Source organism: Curtobacterium phoenicis (assembly GCF_047238015.1).
Taxonomy (GTDB): Bacteria; Actinomycetota; Actinomycetes; order Actinomycetales; family Microbacteriaceae; genus Curtobacterium.
In genome coordinates this window covers 1,848,592-1,867,328 of the sequence record NZ_JBDFLZ010000002.1, presented here as the reverse complement: position 1 = coordinate 1,867,328, position 18,737 = coordinate 1,848,592, and the positions used below count along the sequence as shown (strand labels likewise).

Below are 18,737 nucleotides of genomic sequence, written 5' to 3'. Positions count from 1 at the left end.
AACGATTGTCCCACGTCCGCGCGCCGGGGGCGCGCACCCGCGGGACGCCCTGTGGAGACGGGGCGCGGCCCTGGACGCTGTGCAGGACGGCCGGGAGGCGCGGGGCGGGCCCGCACCGCGCCTCCCGGCCGTCGAGCGGTCGCAGTGGCGAGCGATCGCGCCGCGTCGTCAGCACGGTGCCGCGCGCCCGCCGCGCGGCTCGCCCTCGTCGCCGGACCGTGACCGTGACCGTGGCGGCCTCGCGCCGGTCGGACGGCCGCCGTCGCGGGCTCGCGCGCGGTCGTCAGACGGCGGCCGTCGCGGGCTCGCGCGCGGTCGTCAGACGGCGGCCGTGGCGGGCGCGGGCAGCGCGCCGAGCCCGCGCCGGAGGTCCGCGGCCGTCGCGGCCAGCGAGATGCGGATCCACCCCTCGCCGGTGCGCCCGAACGCGCTGCCCGGCGCGACCGCGACGTGCTCGCGGTGCAGCAGCGCGAGCGCCCACTCGGCGACGTCACCACCCGACGCGTGCGAGACGTCGACCCAGAGGTAGAACGCGCCCCGCGGATCGAGGTAGCGGATGCCGGCGGCGTCGAGCACTTCCTTCGCCACCTCGAGGTTCGTCCGGTAGTGCTCCCGGGCGTCCCGGACCGCCGAGTGGTCCCCGACGATCGCCGCGAGGGCTGCGTACTGGTCGGGTTCGGCGACGCAGCTGATCATCGCCTCCTGGGTCGTCCGCATGGTCGGGCCGAGCCCCTTCGGCGTCACGAGGTACCCCACCCGGACACCCGTCATCGCGTACGTCTTGCTCAGCGAGAACGCGGAGAACACCCGGTCGTCCTCGTCGAGCGCGGCGGTGCTGACGTGGCGGGTGCCGTAGGTGAAGTACTCGTAGACCTCGTCGCTGATCACCCAGAGGTCGTGTCGCTGCGCCAGCGCGAGGAGCGCGCGGAGGGTCTCCTCGCCGAACACCGAGCCGAGGGGGTTCGACGGCGAGTTCACGATGATCGCCCGGGTGCGCTCGGTGATGCTCGCCTCGAGGGCCGCCATGTCCGGCTCGAACCCGTGCTGCGGTGTCAGCTGGTAGGGCACCGGGACCGCACCGAGGATGTGTGCGTTCATCGTGAAGGTCGTGTAGCCCGGGTCCGGCACGAGGACCTTGTCGCCCGGGCTCAGGACGAGGGTCATCGCCTGGAAGAGCGCCTGCGTCGCGCCGATCGTCGTCCAGACCTGTTCGAGGTCGACGTCGATGCGGTTCTCGCGGAGGAGCTTCTCGCGGATCGCCTGCCGGAGCGGGGCGATGCCGCCGTTCGGCGTGTAGTCCGTCCGGTCCTCGGACCACGCGCGGCGTGCGGCCTCGCCGATGTGGGGTGCCACCGGGACGTCGGGCTCGCCGATCACGAGCATTGTCACGTCCGTGCCGTCCTCGCGGAGCAGCGCGGCCTGCTCGAAGACCCTCCGGATGCCGGAGGCGGGGACGGTGTCGATGCGTGGTGCGAGGGACGGCATGCCCGCCACGGTAGCGACCGTGTGTTGCCGCGCGGTTTCGGCCGGTTCCGGTTCCGGGGCACCTCGACCGCCGGGCCCCGGTCCGCGGCCGGTCGGACGCCGAGCCGCGGCCGGTCGGACTCCGAGCCGCGGCCGGTCGGGCTCCGATCCCCGGCCTGTCGGGCTTTGGTCGGCGCCACCGACCCTGGTAGTGTTGGTGGCTGGCTTCCGCGTTCCCCGCCCACGGGTGGAACGCGATGCGACCAAGGGCCCCTCTACCCAGCGGTCGCGACCACCCGTAGAGACGAACAGGAGCAACACGCATGGCGAACATCAAGTCGCAGATCAAGCGCATCAAGACCAACCTCAAGGCCACCGAGCGGAACAAGGCGTACCGCTCCGAGCTCAAGACGTACATCCGCCACACCAACGAGGCGATCGCCTCGGGCGACAAGGACAAGGCCGTCGCGGCCCTCGCCCTCGCGTCGAAGAAGCTCGACAAGGCCGTGAGCAAGGGTGTCATCCACAAGAACCAGGCCGCGAACCGCAAGTCGGCCATCGCGAAGAAGGTCTCTGCTCTCTGAGTCTGACTCCCGCACGAAGGCCCCGCACCGTCCGGTGCGGGGCCTTCGTCGTTCGTGAGGCGGGTGGCGGCTGGCGGAACGCGCGCGTTCCGACGCCGGAGGTGTCGATCGACGGGTGCTTCGTGGCGCCGGCGCCGCGGGACTGCGAGCATGACATGACTTCGACGCCGCAGGTGTCGATCGACACGTGCGCCGTCGGCTCCGCGGTCGTCGCGCCGGCGCAGTCGAACGCGGGCGGCCACGCGCGGCCGCGGCAGTTCGCCGCTGGACGTCCTGCGGAGCGAGCGGTCAGCGGTCTTCGCCGCGCCGGGCGATGGTCCGGACCATGACCTCGAGGGCGTAGTGGGCGTCACGAGAACCGCCCTTCACCGCGGTGTCGGCGGCGGCGATGCTGAGGATGGCGTTCGCCAGCCCGGCTTCGCTCCATCCGGCGACGTCACGCTGCGCACGCTGCACCTGCCACGGCGCCATCCCGAGTGCGGACGCAGCCTGGCCGCTCGACCCGCGGAAGGCGCTGACCTTCGCCATCGTCCGGATCTTGCTCGCGAACGCTGCGACGATCGGCACGGGTGCCTCACCGGTGGCGAGGGCGTGCCGGAGCTCCACGATCGCGGGCGCCGAGCGGCCGGCGAGAGCGATGTCCGCGACCTTGAAGGCGTTCGTCTCGACACGGCCGCCGTAGTACTTGTCGACGACCTTGTCGGTGATCTCATCGGCGGAGTCGGCCAGCAGCTGTCGGCACGCTGCGGCGAGCTCGGCCAGGTCGTCCGCGAAGGCCGCCACGAGGGTCCGGACGGCTGACGGAGCGATCTTGCGTCGAGCGGCCCGGAACTCCGCGTTCACGAAGTCGATCCGGTCGGTCTCGCGCTTGAGCTCGTCGCACTGCACCTCGACGCCTCCGCCGACGCCGCTGCGGATCGTGTCGAGCAGCTTCTTCCCGCGCATGCCACCGCCGTGCCGGAGCACGAGGGTGACGTCGTCCGCCGGCCCCTCGAGGTAGGCGATCGTCTCCGTGATGAACGCGTCGGTGCACTTCTCGACGTTGGTCACCCGGACGAGCCGGGGTTCACCGAACAACGACGGGCTGGCCAGGGTCGCGAGGAGCCCCGGCGCGTACTGGTCGGCCTCGAGGTCGTGGATCTCGAGCGCGGGGTCCTCGCCGACGAGCAGGTCGCGGAGCACGCTCATCGCGCGGTCGGCCAGGAACGCCTCCGGCCCGGTCACGAGGACGACGGGTGCGGGTCGGACACCCGACCACGGGACCTGGTCGATCTTCGCGGCGGCGCGCGCGGGCTTCTTGGCGGGCATGCGGTCCTTCCGGTGCTGCGATCGGCGGTGGTCCGGTCGCGCTGACGATCCTACGGCCGACCGACGACGCCCTGGCCCGACCGGTCGGCCCGCTGCGCCAGGAGGCGCCGGTCTCGTGGCCGCTGTCGGCCACGGTCGCGCACGCGCACCGGGAGCGCTGCCGGGTGACCGCTCGGTCCACACCCGCGGCCCGTCCGCTCCGGGCGCCACCACGACCGTGCCGTGGACGTCCGTTCGGTAGACGGCGGTGCCGGTCGCAGCGAGCATGTCGAGTGTCCGACGGGTCGGGTGGCCGTAGGAGTTGTCGGCGCCGACACCGATCAGGGCCACGCGCGCTCGCACCGCCCGGTAGAGCCCGGCGTCCTGGTCGGCCGAACCGTGGTGCGACACCTTCACGACGTCGACCGGCTCGAGACCTGCCCCGCCGTCGAGGGACGACGTCCGCAGCCGCCGCTGCGCCGACTCGCCGAGGTCGCCGAGCAGCAGCGCGGACGCCACCGCGGCGTCACCCTCCCTCGGCCGGACGTCCAGGACGATGCTGGCGCCGTTCCCGGACTCCGACGACGTGGGGAGCGGCCAGGCAACGTGGATGCGGACGTGCCCGAGCTCGAGGGACGTCCCGGCGGCGGCACGGTGCACCTCGACGCCGGCCTGCCGGAGCCCGTGCACGACGCGGTCGTCCACCGGACGGCCGACCGGGCCGACCAGCGCCGTCGTCACGGAACCCTCGACCTCGGGCACCGCTCCGACGTGGTCCCTGTCGAAGTGGGTCAGCACGAGCACGGCGATCCGGTCGACCCGCAGCAGGTCGAGGCAGGCACGCAGGAGCTCGGGCTCGTCGCCGGTGTCGACCAGCGCGACGGCGGCGGCGGAGCGGAGCAGCACGGCGTCGCCCTGGCCGACGTCGCACGCGGCGACCGTCCAGTCGGCGGGGACACTCCCCCGCACCACGAGCCGCGGCACACCGACCGCTCCGACGCCCACGACCAGGACGACCGCCGACGCGAGCAGCAGCCGGACGCGGACCGACGTCCGGACGAACACCGCGACGGCGACGCCCGCGCACACCATGACGGCGAGCAGCACCCCGGTCGGGCCGCCCGGCCACGGCGCCGAGGCACCGGGGAACGTCGAGGCCGTCCGAGCGACCTGCCCGACGAGGCTCGCCGGCACCCACGCCACGCCCGCGACGACCGCTGCTCCGCCCGGCCACACCGGCGCGACGAGGCACGATGCGAGGCCCAGGACGGTGACGATCGGAGCGAGCGGCTCCGCCAGCAGGTTCGCCGGCACGCCGTAGGTCGGCAGGAGCGGTGCGAGCAGGATCGTCACCGGCCAGCACGCCACCTGCGCGACCACGGGCACCGCGATCGCCGCCGCGACGGGCGGCCAGACCCGGCGAGCGAGCAGCTCCGTCAGCGGCGGTGCGAGGACCACGATCCCGGAGGTCGCGAGGACGGACAGCGCGAAGGCGAACGACCTCGCGTACCAGGGGTCGACGGCCAACATGCCGACGACGGCGAGGGCGATGAGCGGGACGCCACGGACCGGACGCCCCGTCAGGTGCACCACGAGCACCACGATCGCCATCACGGTCGCGCGGACGATCGAGGGGTCGGGCCGAACGAGCAGGACGAAGACGAGCAGGAAGCCCACGGCGACGGCCGCGCGCACGACCCGTGGCAGCCCGAGCGCCCGACCGAGCAGGACCACGAGGCCGACGATCACGGCGCAGTTCGCCCCGGACACGGCGGTCAGGTGGGTGAGCGCGGTGGTCTCCATCGCGGCCTCGGTAGCCGGGTCGAGCCCGCTCCGGTCGCCGATCGCCATACCCCGCAGCAGCGCGGCCCCGGGTTCGGGGAGGTCCGCGGTGACCGCGACGAACGCCTGCCGCGAACGATCGGTCGCAGCGAGCAGGCCGGTCGGTGGATCAGCCTGCACCGAGCCCCGCACGAACACCACGAAGGCAGTCGGCGATCCGGGGTCGTCCTGCTGCACAGCCGCCCTCCCGTGGATGGTGCTGCCGGCAGCGAGCCGTCCGGTCTGACGGCCGTCACCGTCGGGGACCACGCGGACCGGGACGTGCAGCGCCGCCACGTCGTCTGCTGCGGTCAGGGTCCCCGTGACCGAGCGTGCACCGGGTTCGAGGTCACGATCGAGCGTGATCCGCACCGTCCGCGTGCCGTCGGCTCCGGACAGGACGGCTGGTGACCGGCGCTCCTGACCGACGGCGACCGCCACCGCGACCAGCGCGACGAGCAGGGCGCTCGTCACGACGATGGTCACCGCTGCGCCGAGCCACAGTGCGCTGCCAGCGGCGCCTCCCCCGACGCCGCGCACGAACAGGACCACGATCCCCACGGCTGCGATCACGCCCGCAGCGACCACCACGGAAAGGGCCCGGTCCGGGCTCCCGACGAGGACAGCCGACCCTGCCCAGGCGGACACCGCGGGTACGGCGACGCGCAGGTCCGAGACCCGTGCGCCGGCTGCTCTCCCGACGCGGGCGACGACGTCAGACACGGACGCGGTCCCGCAGGTCCGCGAACTTCGCGTCACCGATGCCGCTGACGTCGAGGAGGTCCTCCACGGAGGAGAACCGCCCGTGCTCCGCACGCCAGGCGATGATCCGTGCCGCGAGTGCCGGACCGATGCCCGGCAGGGTCTCGAGCTCGGCCGCGTCGGCGCTGTTCAGGTCGACCACACCCTCCGCAGCACCCGAGCCGCCGCTCCCCGGGGCCGCCGCGGCGTCCCCCGGCGGGACGTCCGGCGCGATCTCCGGCGGCGGGTCGTCCTCGCCCACGCGCGGCACGTAGACGCGTTCCCCGTCGACGAGCAGGCGGGCGAGGTTCAGCCGGCCGAGGTCGGCGTCGCGGACCGCTCCCCCGGCCCGTTCGACGGCGGCTGCGACCCTGCTGCCCGCCGGCAGGGTGACGATGCCGGCATCCGCCACCGCACCGGCGACGTGCACGACGACGGCCGACGCGGACGGCCCCGCCGACGCCTGCGCGGACGCCACCGGAACATTCGACCCGGCCGAGCCCGATGCCAGCGGACCCGGTGCCGCAAGGCCCTCGCTCGCCCCGCTCACCAGGACCTCCGTCGACTCCGATCCCCCGCCGGTGCCGCCGCCGAGGACGACGACCGCCAGCGCGACCGCGGCGACGACACCGGCGAGCAGCACCGCCGCCCGTGGCGACGACGCGAAGCGCGACGACCACGAGCCCGACGATGAGGGAGCACCCGGTGATGCAGGACCCGGTGACGAGGGACCGGTGGACGAGGACATGCCCCGCACGCTACGGAGCCCGACCATCCGGCCGCGCTCCGTCAGCGTGGTCCGTGGAGAACCGCACCGCGACGATCCGCGGTGCAGGAACGGAGACGCGGGACGCGCCTGCGGCTACCCCTTGATCGCGATGTTGACCAGCTTCGGCGCCCGCACGATCACCTTCACGATCTCGCGGTCACCGATGTAGCGCTGGACGTTCGCCGACTCCCGCGCGAGCGACTCCAGCTCCGACGGCTCGATCGACTTGGAGACCTCGAACGAGTCGCGCACCTTGCCGTTCACCTGCACGACCGCCGTCAGCGTGTCCTGCACGAGGAGCGTCGGGTCGGCCTTCCGCCACCCGTACGTGGCGACGGTCGGCTCGTAGCCCAGCTTCTCCCACATCTCCTCGCCGACGTACGGCGCGAACACGGCGAGCCCGAGCGTGATGGTCTCGACGGCCTCGCGCACCGCGGGGTCACCGGCGCCGGGGCCGCTGTCGATCGCCTTGCGCGTCACGTTCACGAGGTCCATGAGCCGCGCGATCACGACGTTGAACTTGAACGACTCCATGAGCCCCGGTGCGTCAGCGAGGAACCGGTGCGTCACCTGGCGGAGTGCCCGGTCGCCGTCGGCCCACACGACGTCCTTCGACGACGTGACGTCGAGCGCGAGCCGGTAGGCGCGGGCCAGGAACCGTGCGGACGCCGACGGGGAGACGTCCTCCCAGTTGATGTCGTCCTCCGGCGGCCCGGCGAAGCCCATCACCAGGCGGATCGCGTCGACACCGTTCGCGTCGAGCTCGTCGCCGAGTGACACGCCGCCCTTCGACTTCGACATCTTCGAGCCGCCGGACAGCACCATGCCCTGGTTGAGCAGCGCCGTGAACGGCTCCGTGAAGTCGAGGTAGCCGAGGTCGAACAGGACCTTCGTGACGAAGCGCGCGTAGAGCAGGTGCAGGATCGCGTGCTCGATGCCGCCGATGTACTGGTCGACCGGCGCCCACTTGCGCGCGATCGCGGGGTCGAATGCCTGCGTGTCATCGTTCGCGGCGAGGAAGCGCAGGAAGTACCACGACGAGTCGACGAACGTGTCCATCGTGTCGGTGTCGCGCGTCGCCGGGGTGCCGTCGACGGGGTTCGGGACGTTCACCCAGTCGGTCGCGCCGCCGAGCGGCGAGGTGCCCTTCGGCTTGAGGTCGAGCCCTTCGGTGGACGGCAGGCGGACCGGCAGCCGGTCCATCGGCACCGGGTGCTCGGTGCCGTCGGCGCCGTGGATGATCGGGATCGGGGTGCCCCAGAAGCGCTGACGCGAGATCAGCCAGTCGCGCAGACGGTAGGTCTTGGCCGCCCGGCCGGTGCCGCGCTCCTCGAGCAGACGGATCGCCGCCGTGATGGCGTGCTGCTTCGACATGCCGTCGAGCGGCCCGGAGTTGATCATCCGACCGGTGCCGGTCAGGGCCTCGCCCGTCGACACCGGGTCGAGCGCCGGCAGGTCCTCCGGCGTCGCGCCGTCCGGGATCACCGGGATCGCCCCGGTCACCGGAGCGTTCGTGTCCACCACGACCTTCACGGGCAGGTCGAACGCCCGCGCGAAGTCGAGGTCTCGCTGGTCGTGCGCCGGCACGGCCATCACGGCGCCGTGGCCGTAGTCGGCGAGGACGTAGTCGGCGGCCCAGATCGGCAGGCGCTCCCCGGTCAGCGGGTGGATCGCGAAGCGGCCGAGCGGCACACCGGTCTTCGGGCGGTCGGCGTTCTGCCGGTCGATCTCGGAGGTCTTCTGGGTCGCGGTCAGGTACGCGTCGAAGTCGTCACGGACCGAGGACGACACGGACGGGTCGGCCACCAACGCGGCCGCCAGGTCCGAGTCCGGCGCCACGACCAGGAACGTCACCCCGTGGATCGTGTCCGGGCGCGTGGTGAACACCGTGACGGGCTCGTCGCGCCCCTCGATCACGAAGTCGACGTCGGCACCGACCGACCGGCCGATCCAGTTCCGCTGCTGCGCGATGACCTTCGCCGGCCACCGCCCCTCGAGCTGGTTGAGGTCGTCGAGCAGCCGGTCCGCGTACTCCGTGATCTTGAAGTACCACTGCGTCAGCTTCTTCTTGACGACCACGGCGCCGGAGCGGTCCGAGGTGCCGTCGGGGAGCACCTGCTCGTTCGCGAGCACGGTCTGGTCGACCGGGTCCCAGTTGACCCAGCTGTCCTTCCGGTACGCCAGCCCCTTCTCGTACATCTTGAGGAACAGCCACTGGTTCCACTTGTAGTACTCGGGGTCCGAGGTGTGGATCTCGGTCGTCCAGTCGAAGGACGGCGCGTACCGCTTGAACGAGGCCTTCTGCTGCTCGATGTTCGCGTAGGTCCACTCCTTCGGGTCCACGCCGCGCTTGATCGCCGCGTTCTCCGCCGGCAGGCCGAAGGAGTCCCACCCGATCGGGTGCAGCACGTTGAAACCCTGCTGCCGCCAGTACCGCGCCACGAAGTCGCCGAGCGCCCAGTTCTCGGCGTGCCCCATGTGCAGGTCGCCCGACGGGTACGGGAACATCTCGAGGATGTACTTGCGCGGCCGGGTGTCGTCGAGGTCCGTGGTGAAGAGCCCGAGCTCCTCCCAGCGGGGCTGCCACTTCTCCTGGAGACGACGGAAGTCGTAGGCGTTCGGGTCCTCGGCGTACTGCTCGGTGGTCACGGTCAACAAGATTACAAGGCCTGGAGGCCCGGCCCGGCCCCGTGACGTCGGCACCGGCCCGCCAGGTGGCGGCCTGGCAGCAGGTCAGACGCCGACGAGTCGCCCGTCCCGCATCCGCAGGGTCCGGTCGACGAGGTCGGCCGGCACCGGGACGTGCGACACGATGAGGACGGTCCGTCCGGCACGCCGGGCTGCGCCGACGAGGTCGCGCAGCAGCACGTCCGCCAGGTCGGGGTCGATGTCGGCGGTCGGTTCGTCCAGCAGGAGCACGGGGAAGGCATGCAGGAGCGCCCGCGCGAGGGCGAGCCGGTGCGCCTGGCCGCCGGAGACGAGGACGCCGCGCTCCCCCACACCGGCGTCGAGCCCGCCGCGTCCCGCGACCCACGGGCCGAGACCGACCCGGTCGAGCACGTCGAGCAGTTCGTCGTCGGTCGCGGTGTCCCGTGCGAAGAGCAGGTTCTGCCGGACGGACTGGTCGAACACGAACGGGTCCTGCTCGATGAGTCCGATGCGTGCGCGGACGGCGTCCGGGTGCATGTCCTTCGCCGGCACCCCGTCGATCGTGAACGACCCGCGGTGGTCGACGAAGCGCACGAGCGCGTCGACGAGTGTGCTCTTGCCCGCGCCGCTCGGCCCCTCGAGCACGACGACCTCGCCGGGGAGCAGGTCGAGCGATACTGCGGACACGGCGTCGACGCTCGCGCCCGGCCAGCGCACCGACAGGTCTCGCAGGGACACCGACACCGTGCCGTCCACGACGAGCGACGCAGGGTCGGCCGGCGCGGCGGGCTCCGGCACGATGCCGTCCGGCACCGTCGCGGGCACCACCTGCTCGACGCGGTCCGCTGCCGCCCGGACCCGCCGGAGGGTCAGGACCGCCAGCGGGACGCCCCCGACGACCTCGAACAGGGCGAGCGGCACGAACACCGCGAGCGCCCACAGTGGCCCGTCGAGGGCGCCGGACACCACGGCGGGCGCACCGACCGCGAGGATCCCCACGACGGCGCCGCCACCGATCAGCGCGACGAGCGCACCGACGAGCGACTCGACGGCACCGCGACGACGCACCGCCGCGGTGACGCGTGCGTCGAGCCGTGCGATGTGCTCGAGTCGTTCGTCGAGCGTGCCGTACGCGGTGAAGACGTCGAGTGTGCGGACGGTGTCGAGCACGAGGTCCGCGACGCGACCGCGCTCGGCCGCCGTCCGCTCGTCGGAGCGTCGGGCGACCGCTGCGGTCACGACCGACCCGAGGAGCGAAGCGACCCCGAGCGCGAGCAACAGGACGACCGCGGCGGGCACCGACACCAGCGCGACCCCGACCACCGAGAGCACCGCGACCGTCCCTGCGGAGACGAGCGGGCCGACGACCCGGATCGGCAGGTCCTGCAGCCGGTCGGTGTCGGTGACGAGCCGGGTGAGGAGGTCCCCGCGGCCCGTCGACCCCAGCCCGGCGGGGGCGACCGACGACAGTCGGCGGTACATCTCCGTGCGCACGACCGCGAGCTGCCGGAACGACGCGTCGTGCCCGGCGAGCCGGTCGACGTAGCGCAGTGCGGCTCGGCCGAGTGCGAACGCACGCACCCCGACCATGACGAGCGTCAGGTACAGGATCGGCGGGTGCTCCGCCGCGCGTGTGATGAGGTAGCCACTCGCGGCGAGCAGCGCGACCGCGCACAGGGCGCTCAGCGCGCCGGCCGCCACCGCCTTGCCCCAACCGGCCCCGTGCGGCATGGCGAGCCGCAGGACGGACGTGGGTCGGGCCTCCCGGCTCATGCTCGCGCCCCGCTCGTCACGGCGACCGATGCGCACCCGACGTCGACCCGCAGGTCGGCCGCGGCCAGGACGGCGGGTCGGTGGCTGGCGACGACGACCACGCGGCCGTCGGCGGCGAGGCGCCGGATGGCGTCGACGACGTGGATCTCGGCCTCCGCGTCGAGGGCCGAGGTCGGCTCGTCGAGCAGGACCAGCGGCGTGTCGGCGCGGGCGACGCGGTACAGGGCGCGCGCGACGGCGACACGCTGCGCCTGACCGCCGGACAGGCCGGCGCCGCCGGATCCGACCGGGAGGCCCGGGTCGAGTCCCAGCCCCGCCGCACCGAGCGCGGACACCACGGCGGGTCCGTCAGGAGTCGCGCTGAGCGCGACGTTCTCGGCGATCGTCCCGCGGACGAGACGCGGACGCTGGTCGGCCCAGGTCGTCCGCTGCGCCGCGGTGTTGCCGGCCAGGCCGGGGACCGTCACCGTCCCGTCGTGCGGGAGGGCGCCGCGGATCGCGGCGAGGAGGCTCGACTTGCCCGAACCGCTCGGACCGGACAGCGCGATCACGGTGCCCGGCTCGGCGCGGAGGCTGATCGGTCCGATGACGACGTCGGGACGGCGGACCGTCAGCCCGTCGAGGACGAGGGCGCGCGATCCCGTGTCGTCGTCCGCGGGCGCCCGGTGCACGCCGCCGCGGGTGTCGTCGTCGAGCACGTCGAGGACGGCCGCCGCGGCTTCGACACCGTCCTGCGCCGCGTGGAAGTCGGCACCGACCTGCCGGATCGGGGCGAAGGCCTCCGGCGCGAGGACGAGCACGAACATCGCGGCGCCGAGGCCGAGCGACCCGTCGACGAGCCGGACACCGATCGACACGGCGACGAGGGCGACCGCGAGACTCGCCGCGAGCTCGAGCGCGAACCCACTGACGAACGAGAGCCGGAGGACCCCGATCGTCTGCTTCCGGTAGGCGTCCGTGAGCGTCCCGATCCGCCCGACCTGGCGCCGCGCCCGCCCGAAGACCTTGAGCGTGGCGAGGCCCTCGACGGCCTCGGTGAAGGCGCCGCCGAGGGTCGCGAGGGCGTCCGACTGCTTCCGCTGCAGCGCCTGGGTCGCGAGGCCGATGAGGATCATGAACACGGGGATGACCGGCAGCGCGCACAGCACGATGAGTCCGCTCGTGAGGTCGCCGACGCCGATCGCCACCAGCAGCGCCGGGGTCGCGACGGCCGTGAGCGCGAGCTGCGGGAGGTAGCGACCGAAGTAGGCGTCGAGGGCGTCGAGGCCGGGTCCGAGCGTCGTGGCGAACCCGGCGCTCGACCGCTCCGCCAGCCAGGCCGGACCACGCTCGGCGGCCCGGGAGAGGACGGTCGCGCGCAGCTCGCTCTTCACGCGCGCGGCGGCCCGGGCGGCGAGGTCGTCGGTCGCCCAGGCCGCCACCGCACGCACGACGAAGGCGCCGCCGAGCAGGCCGAGCGACTGTGCGAACGCGGCGGGGAGCTCGCCGTCGTGGACCGCGTCGACCCCGACGGTGACGGCCGCGGCGATGCCCCAGGCGATCACGATCGTCGCCAGGGTCCGGAGCAGCCCGGTGCCCGCGGCCGCGACGATGAAGCCGCGCGCCGTCCGCGACAGACGCAGCAGTCGCGGGTCGAGCGGCTTCACGTGGTCCTCCTGGTCGGTCGGTGGGGCGGGGCGCTAGTGGGCTGCCTGGCCGATGTGTGCCCGCGAGACGCGCTTGCGGAACACCCAGTAGGTCCAGGCCTGGTAGGCGAGCACGAGCGGCACGAAGATCAGCGCGACCCAGCTCATCACGGTCAACGTGTACTGCCCGCTGGAGGCGTTGACCACGGTCAGGCTGTTGGCCGGGTCGTTCGAGGCGGGCATCACGTTCGGGAAGATCGCCGTGAACATCGCCAGCACGACCGCCGCGATCGTCACCGCCATGAGCGTGAACGCCCGCCCCTCCTTGCCCCACGCGGTGCAGAGGACGGCGAGGACGAGCGCGAGCGCTGCGACCACGGACAGCACGAGGCTCGCCGGCGTCGCCCGGACGAACGCCATCGCGACGAGGAACGCCGCGCCGACGACGATCGTCAGGATGCCCGCACGGGTCGCGAGGCGCTTGGCGCGGACCCGGATCTCCCCCTCGGTCTTCAGCGCGACGAACACGACACCGTGCGTGAAGAACACCAGCAGGGTCGCGAGGCCGGTCAGGAGCGCGAACGGGTTGAGCAGGTCGAACAGCGTGCCGGTGTAGTTGTGGCCGGCGTCCATCGGGATGCCCCGCACGACGTTGCCGAACGCGACGCCCCAGAGGAACGACGGGAGCGCGCTGCCGACGATGATCATGAGGTCGAAACGGCGCTTCCACTCGGCGTGCTTGTTCTGGTGGCGGTACTCGAACGACACCCCGCGGGCGATGAGCGCAGCGAGGATGAGCAGCAGCGCCAGGTAGAAGCCCGAGAACATCGTGGCGTACCACTCCGGGAACGCCGCGAACAGACAGGCACCCGCGACGATGACCCAGGTCTCGTTGAGGTCCCAGACGGGGCCGATCGTGTTGATCAGCACGCGGCGGTCGGTGTCGTCCCTGCCGAGGAACGGCAGGGACATGCCGACGCCGAAGTCGAAGCCGTCGAGGACGAAGTAGCCGACGAAGAACAGCGCGACGATCGCGAACCACAGAACCGGCAGATCCATCAGTAGACCGTCACTTCGTGCTTGACCTCACCGGTCTCCTCGTCGACCTCCGCCGGAGCGGCGGGGCCCTCTTGCGCGACCTTCTTGATGAGCCGGAACTCGACCACCGCGAGCGCGCCGTAGATGAGCGTGAACACGACGAGCGAGATGAGGACCTCGAGCCCGGTCACGTTCGGCGACACCCCGTCCGCGGTCTTCAGCAGCCCGAAGACCAGCCACGGCTGGCGGCCCATCTCGGTGAAGATCCAGCCCATGATCATCGCGGCCATCGGCAGCGGCATCGCCCAGGTGGCGATCCGCCAGACCCAGCGCTGCTGCGGGAACCGGCCCTTGCGCGTCAGCCAGAGCCCGACGAGCGAGACCAGGACGGCACCCACGCCGAGGGCGATCATCCAGCGGAACGCCCAGTAGGTGACCCAGATGATCGGCTTGTAGTCGCCGGCGCCGTACACCTGCGAGTACTGCGCCTGCAGGTCGTTGATGCCCTCGACCGTGCCGTTGAACGTGTGGGTCGAGAGGAACGACAGCAGGTAGGGGATGCGGATCGAGAACAGCTCGTGCACCCCGTCCGGCGTGCCGAGGGTGAAGATCGAGAACGAGGCGTCCTTGCCGGTCGAGGTGTTGTACAGCGCCTCGGCAGCAGCCATCTTCATCGGCTGGGTGTCGACCATCGTCAGTCCGAGCTGGTCGCCGGTGAGGACCGTGAGCGCCCCGGACGCCAGCATCGTCCACATGCCGAACTTGAGCGCCGGCATCATCGTCTCGAGGTTCTGGTTGCGGGCCAGGTGCCACGCGGCGACCGCGATGATCACCGACGCGGCGACCATGAACGCCCCGAACAGCGTGTGCGGGAAGGCCGCGAGGGCGACCTTGTTCGTCAGCACGGCCCAGATGTCCGTGAGTTCCGCACGGCCCTTGGCCTCGTCGATCGCGAAGCCGACCGGGTGCTGCATGAACGCGTTCGCCGCGAGGATGAAGTACGCCGACAGCATCGTGCCGATGCTCACGCACCAGATCGTGGCGAGGTGCACCTTCTTCGGCAGGCGGTCCCAGCCGAAGATCCAGAGGCCGATGAACGCCGCCTCGAAGAAGAACGCGAGGATGCCCTCGAGCGCGAGCGGCGCACCGAAGACGTCACCGACGAACCGGGAGTAGTTGGACCAGTTCATGCCGAACTGGAACTCCTGCACGATGCCGGTGACCACGCCCATCGCGAAGTTGATGAGGAAGATGCGCCCGAAGAACCGGGTGAGCTGCAGGTAGTGCGCCCGCCCGGTCCGGACCCAGGCGGTCTGGAACACGGCGACGACCACGGCCATGCCGATGGTCAGGGGCACGAAGAGGAAGTGGTAGATCGTCGTGAGACCGAACTGCCACCGCGACAGGATGAGCGGATCGAGGATGTCGTTCATGCGGCGTTTCCGAGCCGGGTCGCCGCGCGCTGTTGGTGCACGTCAGTTGCTTCCTGTGGAAGGGGGAACTTCTGGTGTCACAGGCCGTTGGGACACCTCCACGCTACCGTCCGGACACCTGCTTCGACAAGTTGTAGAAGCCCGCTCTGCACGAATGTGCAGGAGAACTGCACGGCACGGTTGTGCGGAACAAGCGTGCTGTGAACGCGTCCCGGAGAACGACGACAGGCGCCGGGCCGAAGCCCGACGCCTGTCGCCGATCTGGCTTGTGCGCGTGCGCCTAGAGGAGGCCCTTCTCGGTGAGGAAGTCCTTCGCGATGGTGGACGCCTTCTCCTTGTCGTTCACACTCTTGGCGTTGAGGTCGATGAGCGCGTCGGTCGTGAGGACCTTGCTGACCTTGTCGATGTCGGCCGCGGCCTTGTCGTCGACCTTCTTCGAGACGACCGGGATGACGTTCTGCGGCAGGATCAGGTTCTCGGGGTCCTTGAGCGAGACGAAGTCGTTCGCCTTGATGCTCGGGTCGGCGCTGTAGATGTCCGCGAGCTGGACCGTGCCGTCCTTGAGCGCCTTCACCGTGAGCGCTCCGCCGGAGTCCTCGATGGCCTTGAAGTCCACGTCGACGCCGTAGACCGACTTGAGCCCCTTCGGTCCGTACGGACGGGTCTGGAACTCGGAGTTCGCACCGACGGTCAGGGTCTGCTTGACGTTCTTGAGGTCCGCCAGGCTCGTGACGTCGTTCTCCTCGGAGAACTTCTTCGTGACCGTGTAGCTGTCCTGGTCCGTCGCCTCGGCCTGGTCGAGCACGCGGAGGCCGGACGGCAGCGCCTTCGTCAGGGCGGAGTCGATCTCCGAGGAGGTCTTCGCCGTCGACTTCTTGTCGTAGTACTGCAGCAGGTTGCCGCTGTACTCGGGCATGACGTCGATCGCGCCCTTCTGCAGCTGCGGGAGGTAGATCTCCCGCTGCCCGATGTTGAAGTTCCGCTTCACCTGGAAGCCGTCCTTCTCGAGGACCTGCGCGTACATCTCGGCGATGATCTCGTTCGAGTAGTACTGCTGCGACCCGATGACGATCGTCTTCGAGTCGCTGGAGGCGCTGGAGCCGCTGTCGAGCGGGTTGCTCGACGCGCAGCCGCTGAGGGCTGCCGCGACACCCAGTGCCAGCGCTGCTGCGACGCCGGCACGGATCTTTGCTGTGATCACGATGGATTTCCTTCCGGGATGGGATTGCGGGACCGCTCGCGCGACCCCCGGCGCCGCCGGGCCGACGGGTCGACGGTGCCCTTCGGCACCACCGCCCGCTGGAGTGCGGCGAACACGATCTCGAACGCGATCGCGAGCGCGATCACGAGGATTGAGGCGCCGAGCATCTCGGCGTAGTCCTGGGTCTTGAGGCCGAGGAAGAAGTAGCCGCCGAGCCCGCCTGCCCCGACGTAGGCGGCGAGCGTCGCGGTGGCGACGACCTGGAGGACCGCCGCGCGGATGCCACCGATGAGCAGTGGCAACCCGAGGGGGATCTCGACCTTCCAGAGCACCTGCAACCCGGTCATGCCCTGCGCCTTCGCGGCGTCGACGGTGACCGGTTCGACGGACTCGATCCCGGAGTACGCGCCGGCGAGGACGGACGGGATCGCGAGGATGACGAGTGCCAGGAGCGGTGCTTCGAGCCCGATGCCGAGCAGGAGCCCGAACAACGACAGGACGCCGAGGGTGGGGAGCGCCCGCACGCCACCGGACGTCGCGATCGAGAAACCCCGGAGCTTCCCGGTGTGCCCGATGGCGTACCCGAGGGGAACCGCGATGACCGACGCGATCAGGACGGCGAGGAGGGTGATCCAGACGTGCTCCCAGAGTCGTCCGGGGATCGCGTTGTAGCCGGAGTAGTTCTGCGGGTCGAACACCCACGCGAACGCGCTGCCGATGATCACGACGTCACCTCCGCCTGCTGGAGCACCCGTCGGGCGGACCGCTGGCCGGTCCGGGTCCGCCGGGTCCACGGCATCACGATCCGGCCGAGCAGCACCAGCAGGCCGTCGATGGCGAACGCGAGCACCAGCACCATGACGATGCCGGAGATGATCTCCTCGAAGATGCCGCGGGCGAGGCCGTCCGTGAAGAGCGATCCCAGGCTCTGGATGCCGAGCACGGCGCCGACGGTCGTGAGCGAGATCGTGGACACTGCGACGACGCGGAGGCCGGCGAGCAGGACCGGGCCGGCGAGCGGCAGCTCGACACGGAAGAACCGCTGACCGGACGAGTAACCCATCGCGGTCGCGGCCGCGGCGGTCGCGGGGTCGACGGAGGTCAGCCCGTCGACCGTCGATCGCACCATGAGGGCCAGTCCGTAGATGGTCAGGCTGATGATGACGTTCACCGGGCTGGTCAGGCTCGTGCCGATGATGCCCGGCAGCGCCACGAAGAGCGCGAGCGACGGGATCGCGTACAGCAGCCCGGCGAACGTCACGATGCCGCTGCCCAGACCGGACGCGATCCGGGACCCGCCGGGGCGCTGCAACCGGACGACGACCCAGCCGATCGGGATCGAGAGCAGGAACGCGATGATGATCGGCGGGATCGCGATCGCGAGGTGCGCGACGGTCGCGTCGCCGATGGTGTCGAGGTTCGACAGGACCCAGTTCACCGGGGTCCCCCACCCTGCGCCGGAGCACCCGGAGCGGTGTCACGCGCCCCGGCCTCTGTTCCCTGCGGCACGGCGGCCGCTGCGTCCACCACCTGGACGGGCCCGGTCAGGACGCCGGCGGCGCGACCGTCACCGTCGACGACGATCGGCCCGGTCGGGGTCTGCTCGACCCGGAGCGCACGACGACCACGACCGGCGCCGATGAAGTTCGCGACGAAGTCGTCCGCGGGCTCGGCGAGGATCTCGGCCGGGGTGCCCTGCTGGGCGATCTCGCCGCCCTTCTTGAGGATGACGACCTGGTCCCCGAGCTTGAACGCCTCGTCGATGTCGTGCGTGACGAACACCACCGTCTTGCCGAGCTCGCGCTGCAGCCGGATGAGCTCGTCCTGCAGGTCGTTGCGCACGAGGGGGTCGACGGCACCGAACGGCTCGTCCATGAGCAGGATGTTCGGGTCGACCGCGAGCCCGCGCGCGACGCCGACGCGCTGCTGCTGCCCGCCGGAGAGCTGGGAGGGGTACCGGTCCGCGAAGGCGCGGTCGAGCCCGACGGTGTCCATGAGCTCGAGGGCACGCTCGCGGGCCTTCGCCTTGGACACGCCGGTCAGGAGCGGCACGGTCGCGATGTTGTCGACGACGCGCCGGTGCGGCAGGAGTCCGGCGTTCTGCATCACGTAGCCGATGCGGCGGCGCAGCTGGACCGGGTCCACCGAGGCCACGTCCTCACCGTCGATGGACACCGAGCCCGACGTCGGATCGACCATGCGGTTGATCATCCGGAGGAGCGTCGTCTTGCCACAGCCGCTCGACCCCACGAAGACCGTGGTGGTCCGAGAAGGGATGACGAGGTGGAAGTCCTCGACCGCGGTGGTGCCGTCCGGGTACGTCTTGCGTACCGAGCGGAACTCGATCATGGG

Annotated in this window: 13 protein-coding genes and 1 pseudogene; 1 reads left to right on the top strand and 13 read right to left on the bottom strand. The window is 71.5% G+C overall.

Annotated features, from left to right (window positions below; all coding sequences use genetic code 11):
* Positions 1-318: 318 nt before the first annotated feature.
* A complete protein-coding gene (locus ABC270_RS09060) occupies positions 319-1,485 on the bottom strand; it encodes a pyridoxal phosphate-dependent aminotransferase (RefSeq protein WP_412880482.1) in 1,167 nt (388 codons plus the stop codon).
* Positions 1,486-1,787: 302 nt separating this feature from the next.
* Here ABC270_RS09060 and rpsT point away from each other — a divergent pair, with 302 nt between their 5' ends.
* Positions 1,788-2,048 (top strand): 30S ribosomal protein S20, encoded by a 261-nt coding sequence (gene rpsT, locus ABC270_RS09055; RefSeq protein WP_058725860.1) that lies wholly within the window; start codon positions 1,788-1,790, stop codon positions 2,046-2,048.
* Between the two features lie 288 nt (positions 2,049-2,336).
* On the opposite strand, the gene holA is transcribed toward rpsT, so the two are convergent.
* The 12 genes and pseudogenes from holA to ABC270_RS08995 all read right to left on the bottom strand — a co-directional run bounded on the left by holA (position 2,337) and on the right by ABC270_RS08995 (position 18,734).
* Positions 2,337-3,356 (bottom strand): DNA polymerase III subunit delta, encoded by a 1,020-nt coding sequence (gene holA / locus ABC270_RS09050; RefSeq protein ID WP_412882062.1) that lies wholly within the window; start codon positions 3,354-3,356, stop codon positions 2,337-2,339.
* Positions 3,357-4,094: 738 nt separating this feature from the next.
* Positions 4,095-5,186: pseudogene (locus tag ABC270_RS09045) on the bottom strand (ComEC/Rec2 family competence protein); the annotation flags it as partial.
* 685 nt (positions 5,187-5,871) lie between these two features.
* Positions 5,872-6,645: a helix-hairpin-helix domain-containing protein gene (locus tag ABC270_RS09040; RefSeq protein ID WP_412880481.1), complete on the bottom strand. Its 774-nt coding sequence runs from the start codon at positions 6,643-6,645 to the stop codon at positions 5,872-5,874.
* Positions 6,646-6,759: 114 nt separating this feature from the next.
* Positions 6,760-9,315: a leucine--tRNA ligase gene (leuS, locus tag ABC270_RS09035; protein WP_412880480.1), complete on the bottom strand. Its 2,556-nt coding sequence runs from the start codon at positions 9,313-9,315 to the stop codon at positions 6,760-6,762.
* A gap of 84 nt (positions 9,316-9,399) precedes the next feature.
* On the bottom strand, positions 9,400-11,088 hold the full coding sequence (gene cydC, locus ABC270_RS09030; RefSeq protein ID WP_412880479.1) for a thiol reductant ABC exporter subunit CydC: 1,689 nt from the start codon (positions 11,086-11,088) through the stop codon (positions 9,400-9,402).
* A complete protein-coding gene (gene cydD / locus ABC270_RS09025) occupies positions 11,085-12,734 on the bottom strand; it encodes a thiol reductant ABC exporter subunit CydD (RefSeq protein ID WP_412880478.1) in 1,650 nt (549 codons plus the stop codon). The genes cydC and cydD overlap by 4 nt, the downstream gene beginning before the upstream one ends.
* Positions 12,735-12,767: 33 nt before the next feature.
* Positions 12,768-13,772, bottom strand: coding sequence for a cytochrome d ubiquinol oxidase subunit II (cydB, locus tag ABC270_RS09020; protein ID WP_412880477.1), 1,005 nt, complete (start codon positions 13,770-13,772; stop codon positions 12,768-12,770).
* The gene (locus ABC270_RS09015) at positions 13,772-15,184 is read right to left on the bottom strand and encodes a cytochrome ubiquinol oxidase subunit I (protein ID WP_412880476.1); all 1,413 of its coding nucleotides are present in this window, start codon (positions 15,182-15,184) and stop codon (positions 13,772-13,774) included. The genes cydB and ABC270_RS09015 overlap by 1 nt, the downstream gene beginning before the upstream one ends.
* A 280-nt stretch (positions 15,185-15,464) precedes the next feature.
* Positions 15,465-16,385, bottom strand: coding sequence for an ABC transporter substrate-binding protein (locus ABC270_RS09010; protein WP_412880475.1), 921 nt, complete (start codon positions 16,383-16,385; stop codon positions 15,465-15,467).
* Positions 16,382-17,110 carry an ABC transporter permease gene (locus ABC270_RS09005; protein ID WP_412880474.1) on the bottom strand — a complete coding sequence of 243 codons (729 nt, stop codon included), beginning with the start codon at positions 17,108-17,110 and terminating at the stop codon, positions 16,382-16,384. The genes ABC270_RS09010 and ABC270_RS09005 overlap by 4 nt, the downstream gene beginning before the upstream one ends.
* Entirely contained in the window at positions 17,107-17,823 is a 717-nt protein-coding gene (locus ABC270_RS09000) for an ABC transporter permease (RefSeq protein ID WP_412880473.1), read from the bottom strand. Before ABC270_RS09000 ends, ABC270_RS09005 begins: the two co-directional genes overlap by 4 nt.
* Positions 17,820-18,734, bottom strand: coding sequence for an ABC transporter ATP-binding protein (locus tag ABC270_RS08995; RefSeq protein WP_412880472.1), 915 nt, complete (start codon positions 18,732-18,734; stop codon positions 17,820-17,822). Before ABC270_RS08995 ends, ABC270_RS09000 begins: the two co-directional genes overlap by 4 nt.
* Between the last annotated feature and the right edge of the window lie 3 nt (positions 18,735-18,737).

What these genes read in the sequence shown, in the direction of transcription:
- ABC270_RS09060 (WP_412880482.1), bottom strand. Translation starts at nt 1,485, where the DNA reads ATGCCGTCCCTCGCACCACGCATCGACACCGTCCCCGCCTCCGGCATC.
- rpsT (WP_058725860.1), top strand. Translation starts at nt 1,788, where the DNA reads ATGGCGAACATCAAGTCGCAGATCAAGCGCATCAAGACCAACCTCAAG.
- holA (WP_412882062.1), bottom strand. Translation starts at nt 3,356, where the DNA reads ATGCCCGCCAAGAAGCCCGCGCGCGCCGCCGCGAAGATCGACCAGGTC.
- ABC270_RS09040 (WP_412880481.1), bottom strand. Translation starts at nt 6,645, where the DNA reads ATGTCCTCGTCCACCGGTCCCTCGTCACCGGGTCCTGCATCACCGGGT.
- cydC (WP_412880479.1), bottom strand. Translation starts at nt 11,088, where the DNA reads ATGAGCCGGGAGGCCCGACCCACGTCCGTCCTGCGGCTCGCCATGCCG.
- cydB (WP_412880477.1), bottom strand. Translation starts at nt 13,772, where the DNA reads ATGGATCTGCCGGTTCTGTGGTTCGCGATCGTCGCGCTGTTCTTCGTC.
- ABC270_RS09015 (WP_412880476.1), bottom strand. Translation starts at nt 15,184, where the DNA reads ATGAACGACATCCTCGATCCGCTCATCCTGTCGCGGTGGCAGTTCGGT.
- ABC270_RS08995 (WP_412880472.1), bottom strand. Translation starts at nt 18,734, where the DNA reads ATGATCGAGTTCCGCTCGGTACGCAAGACGTACCCGGACGGCACCACC.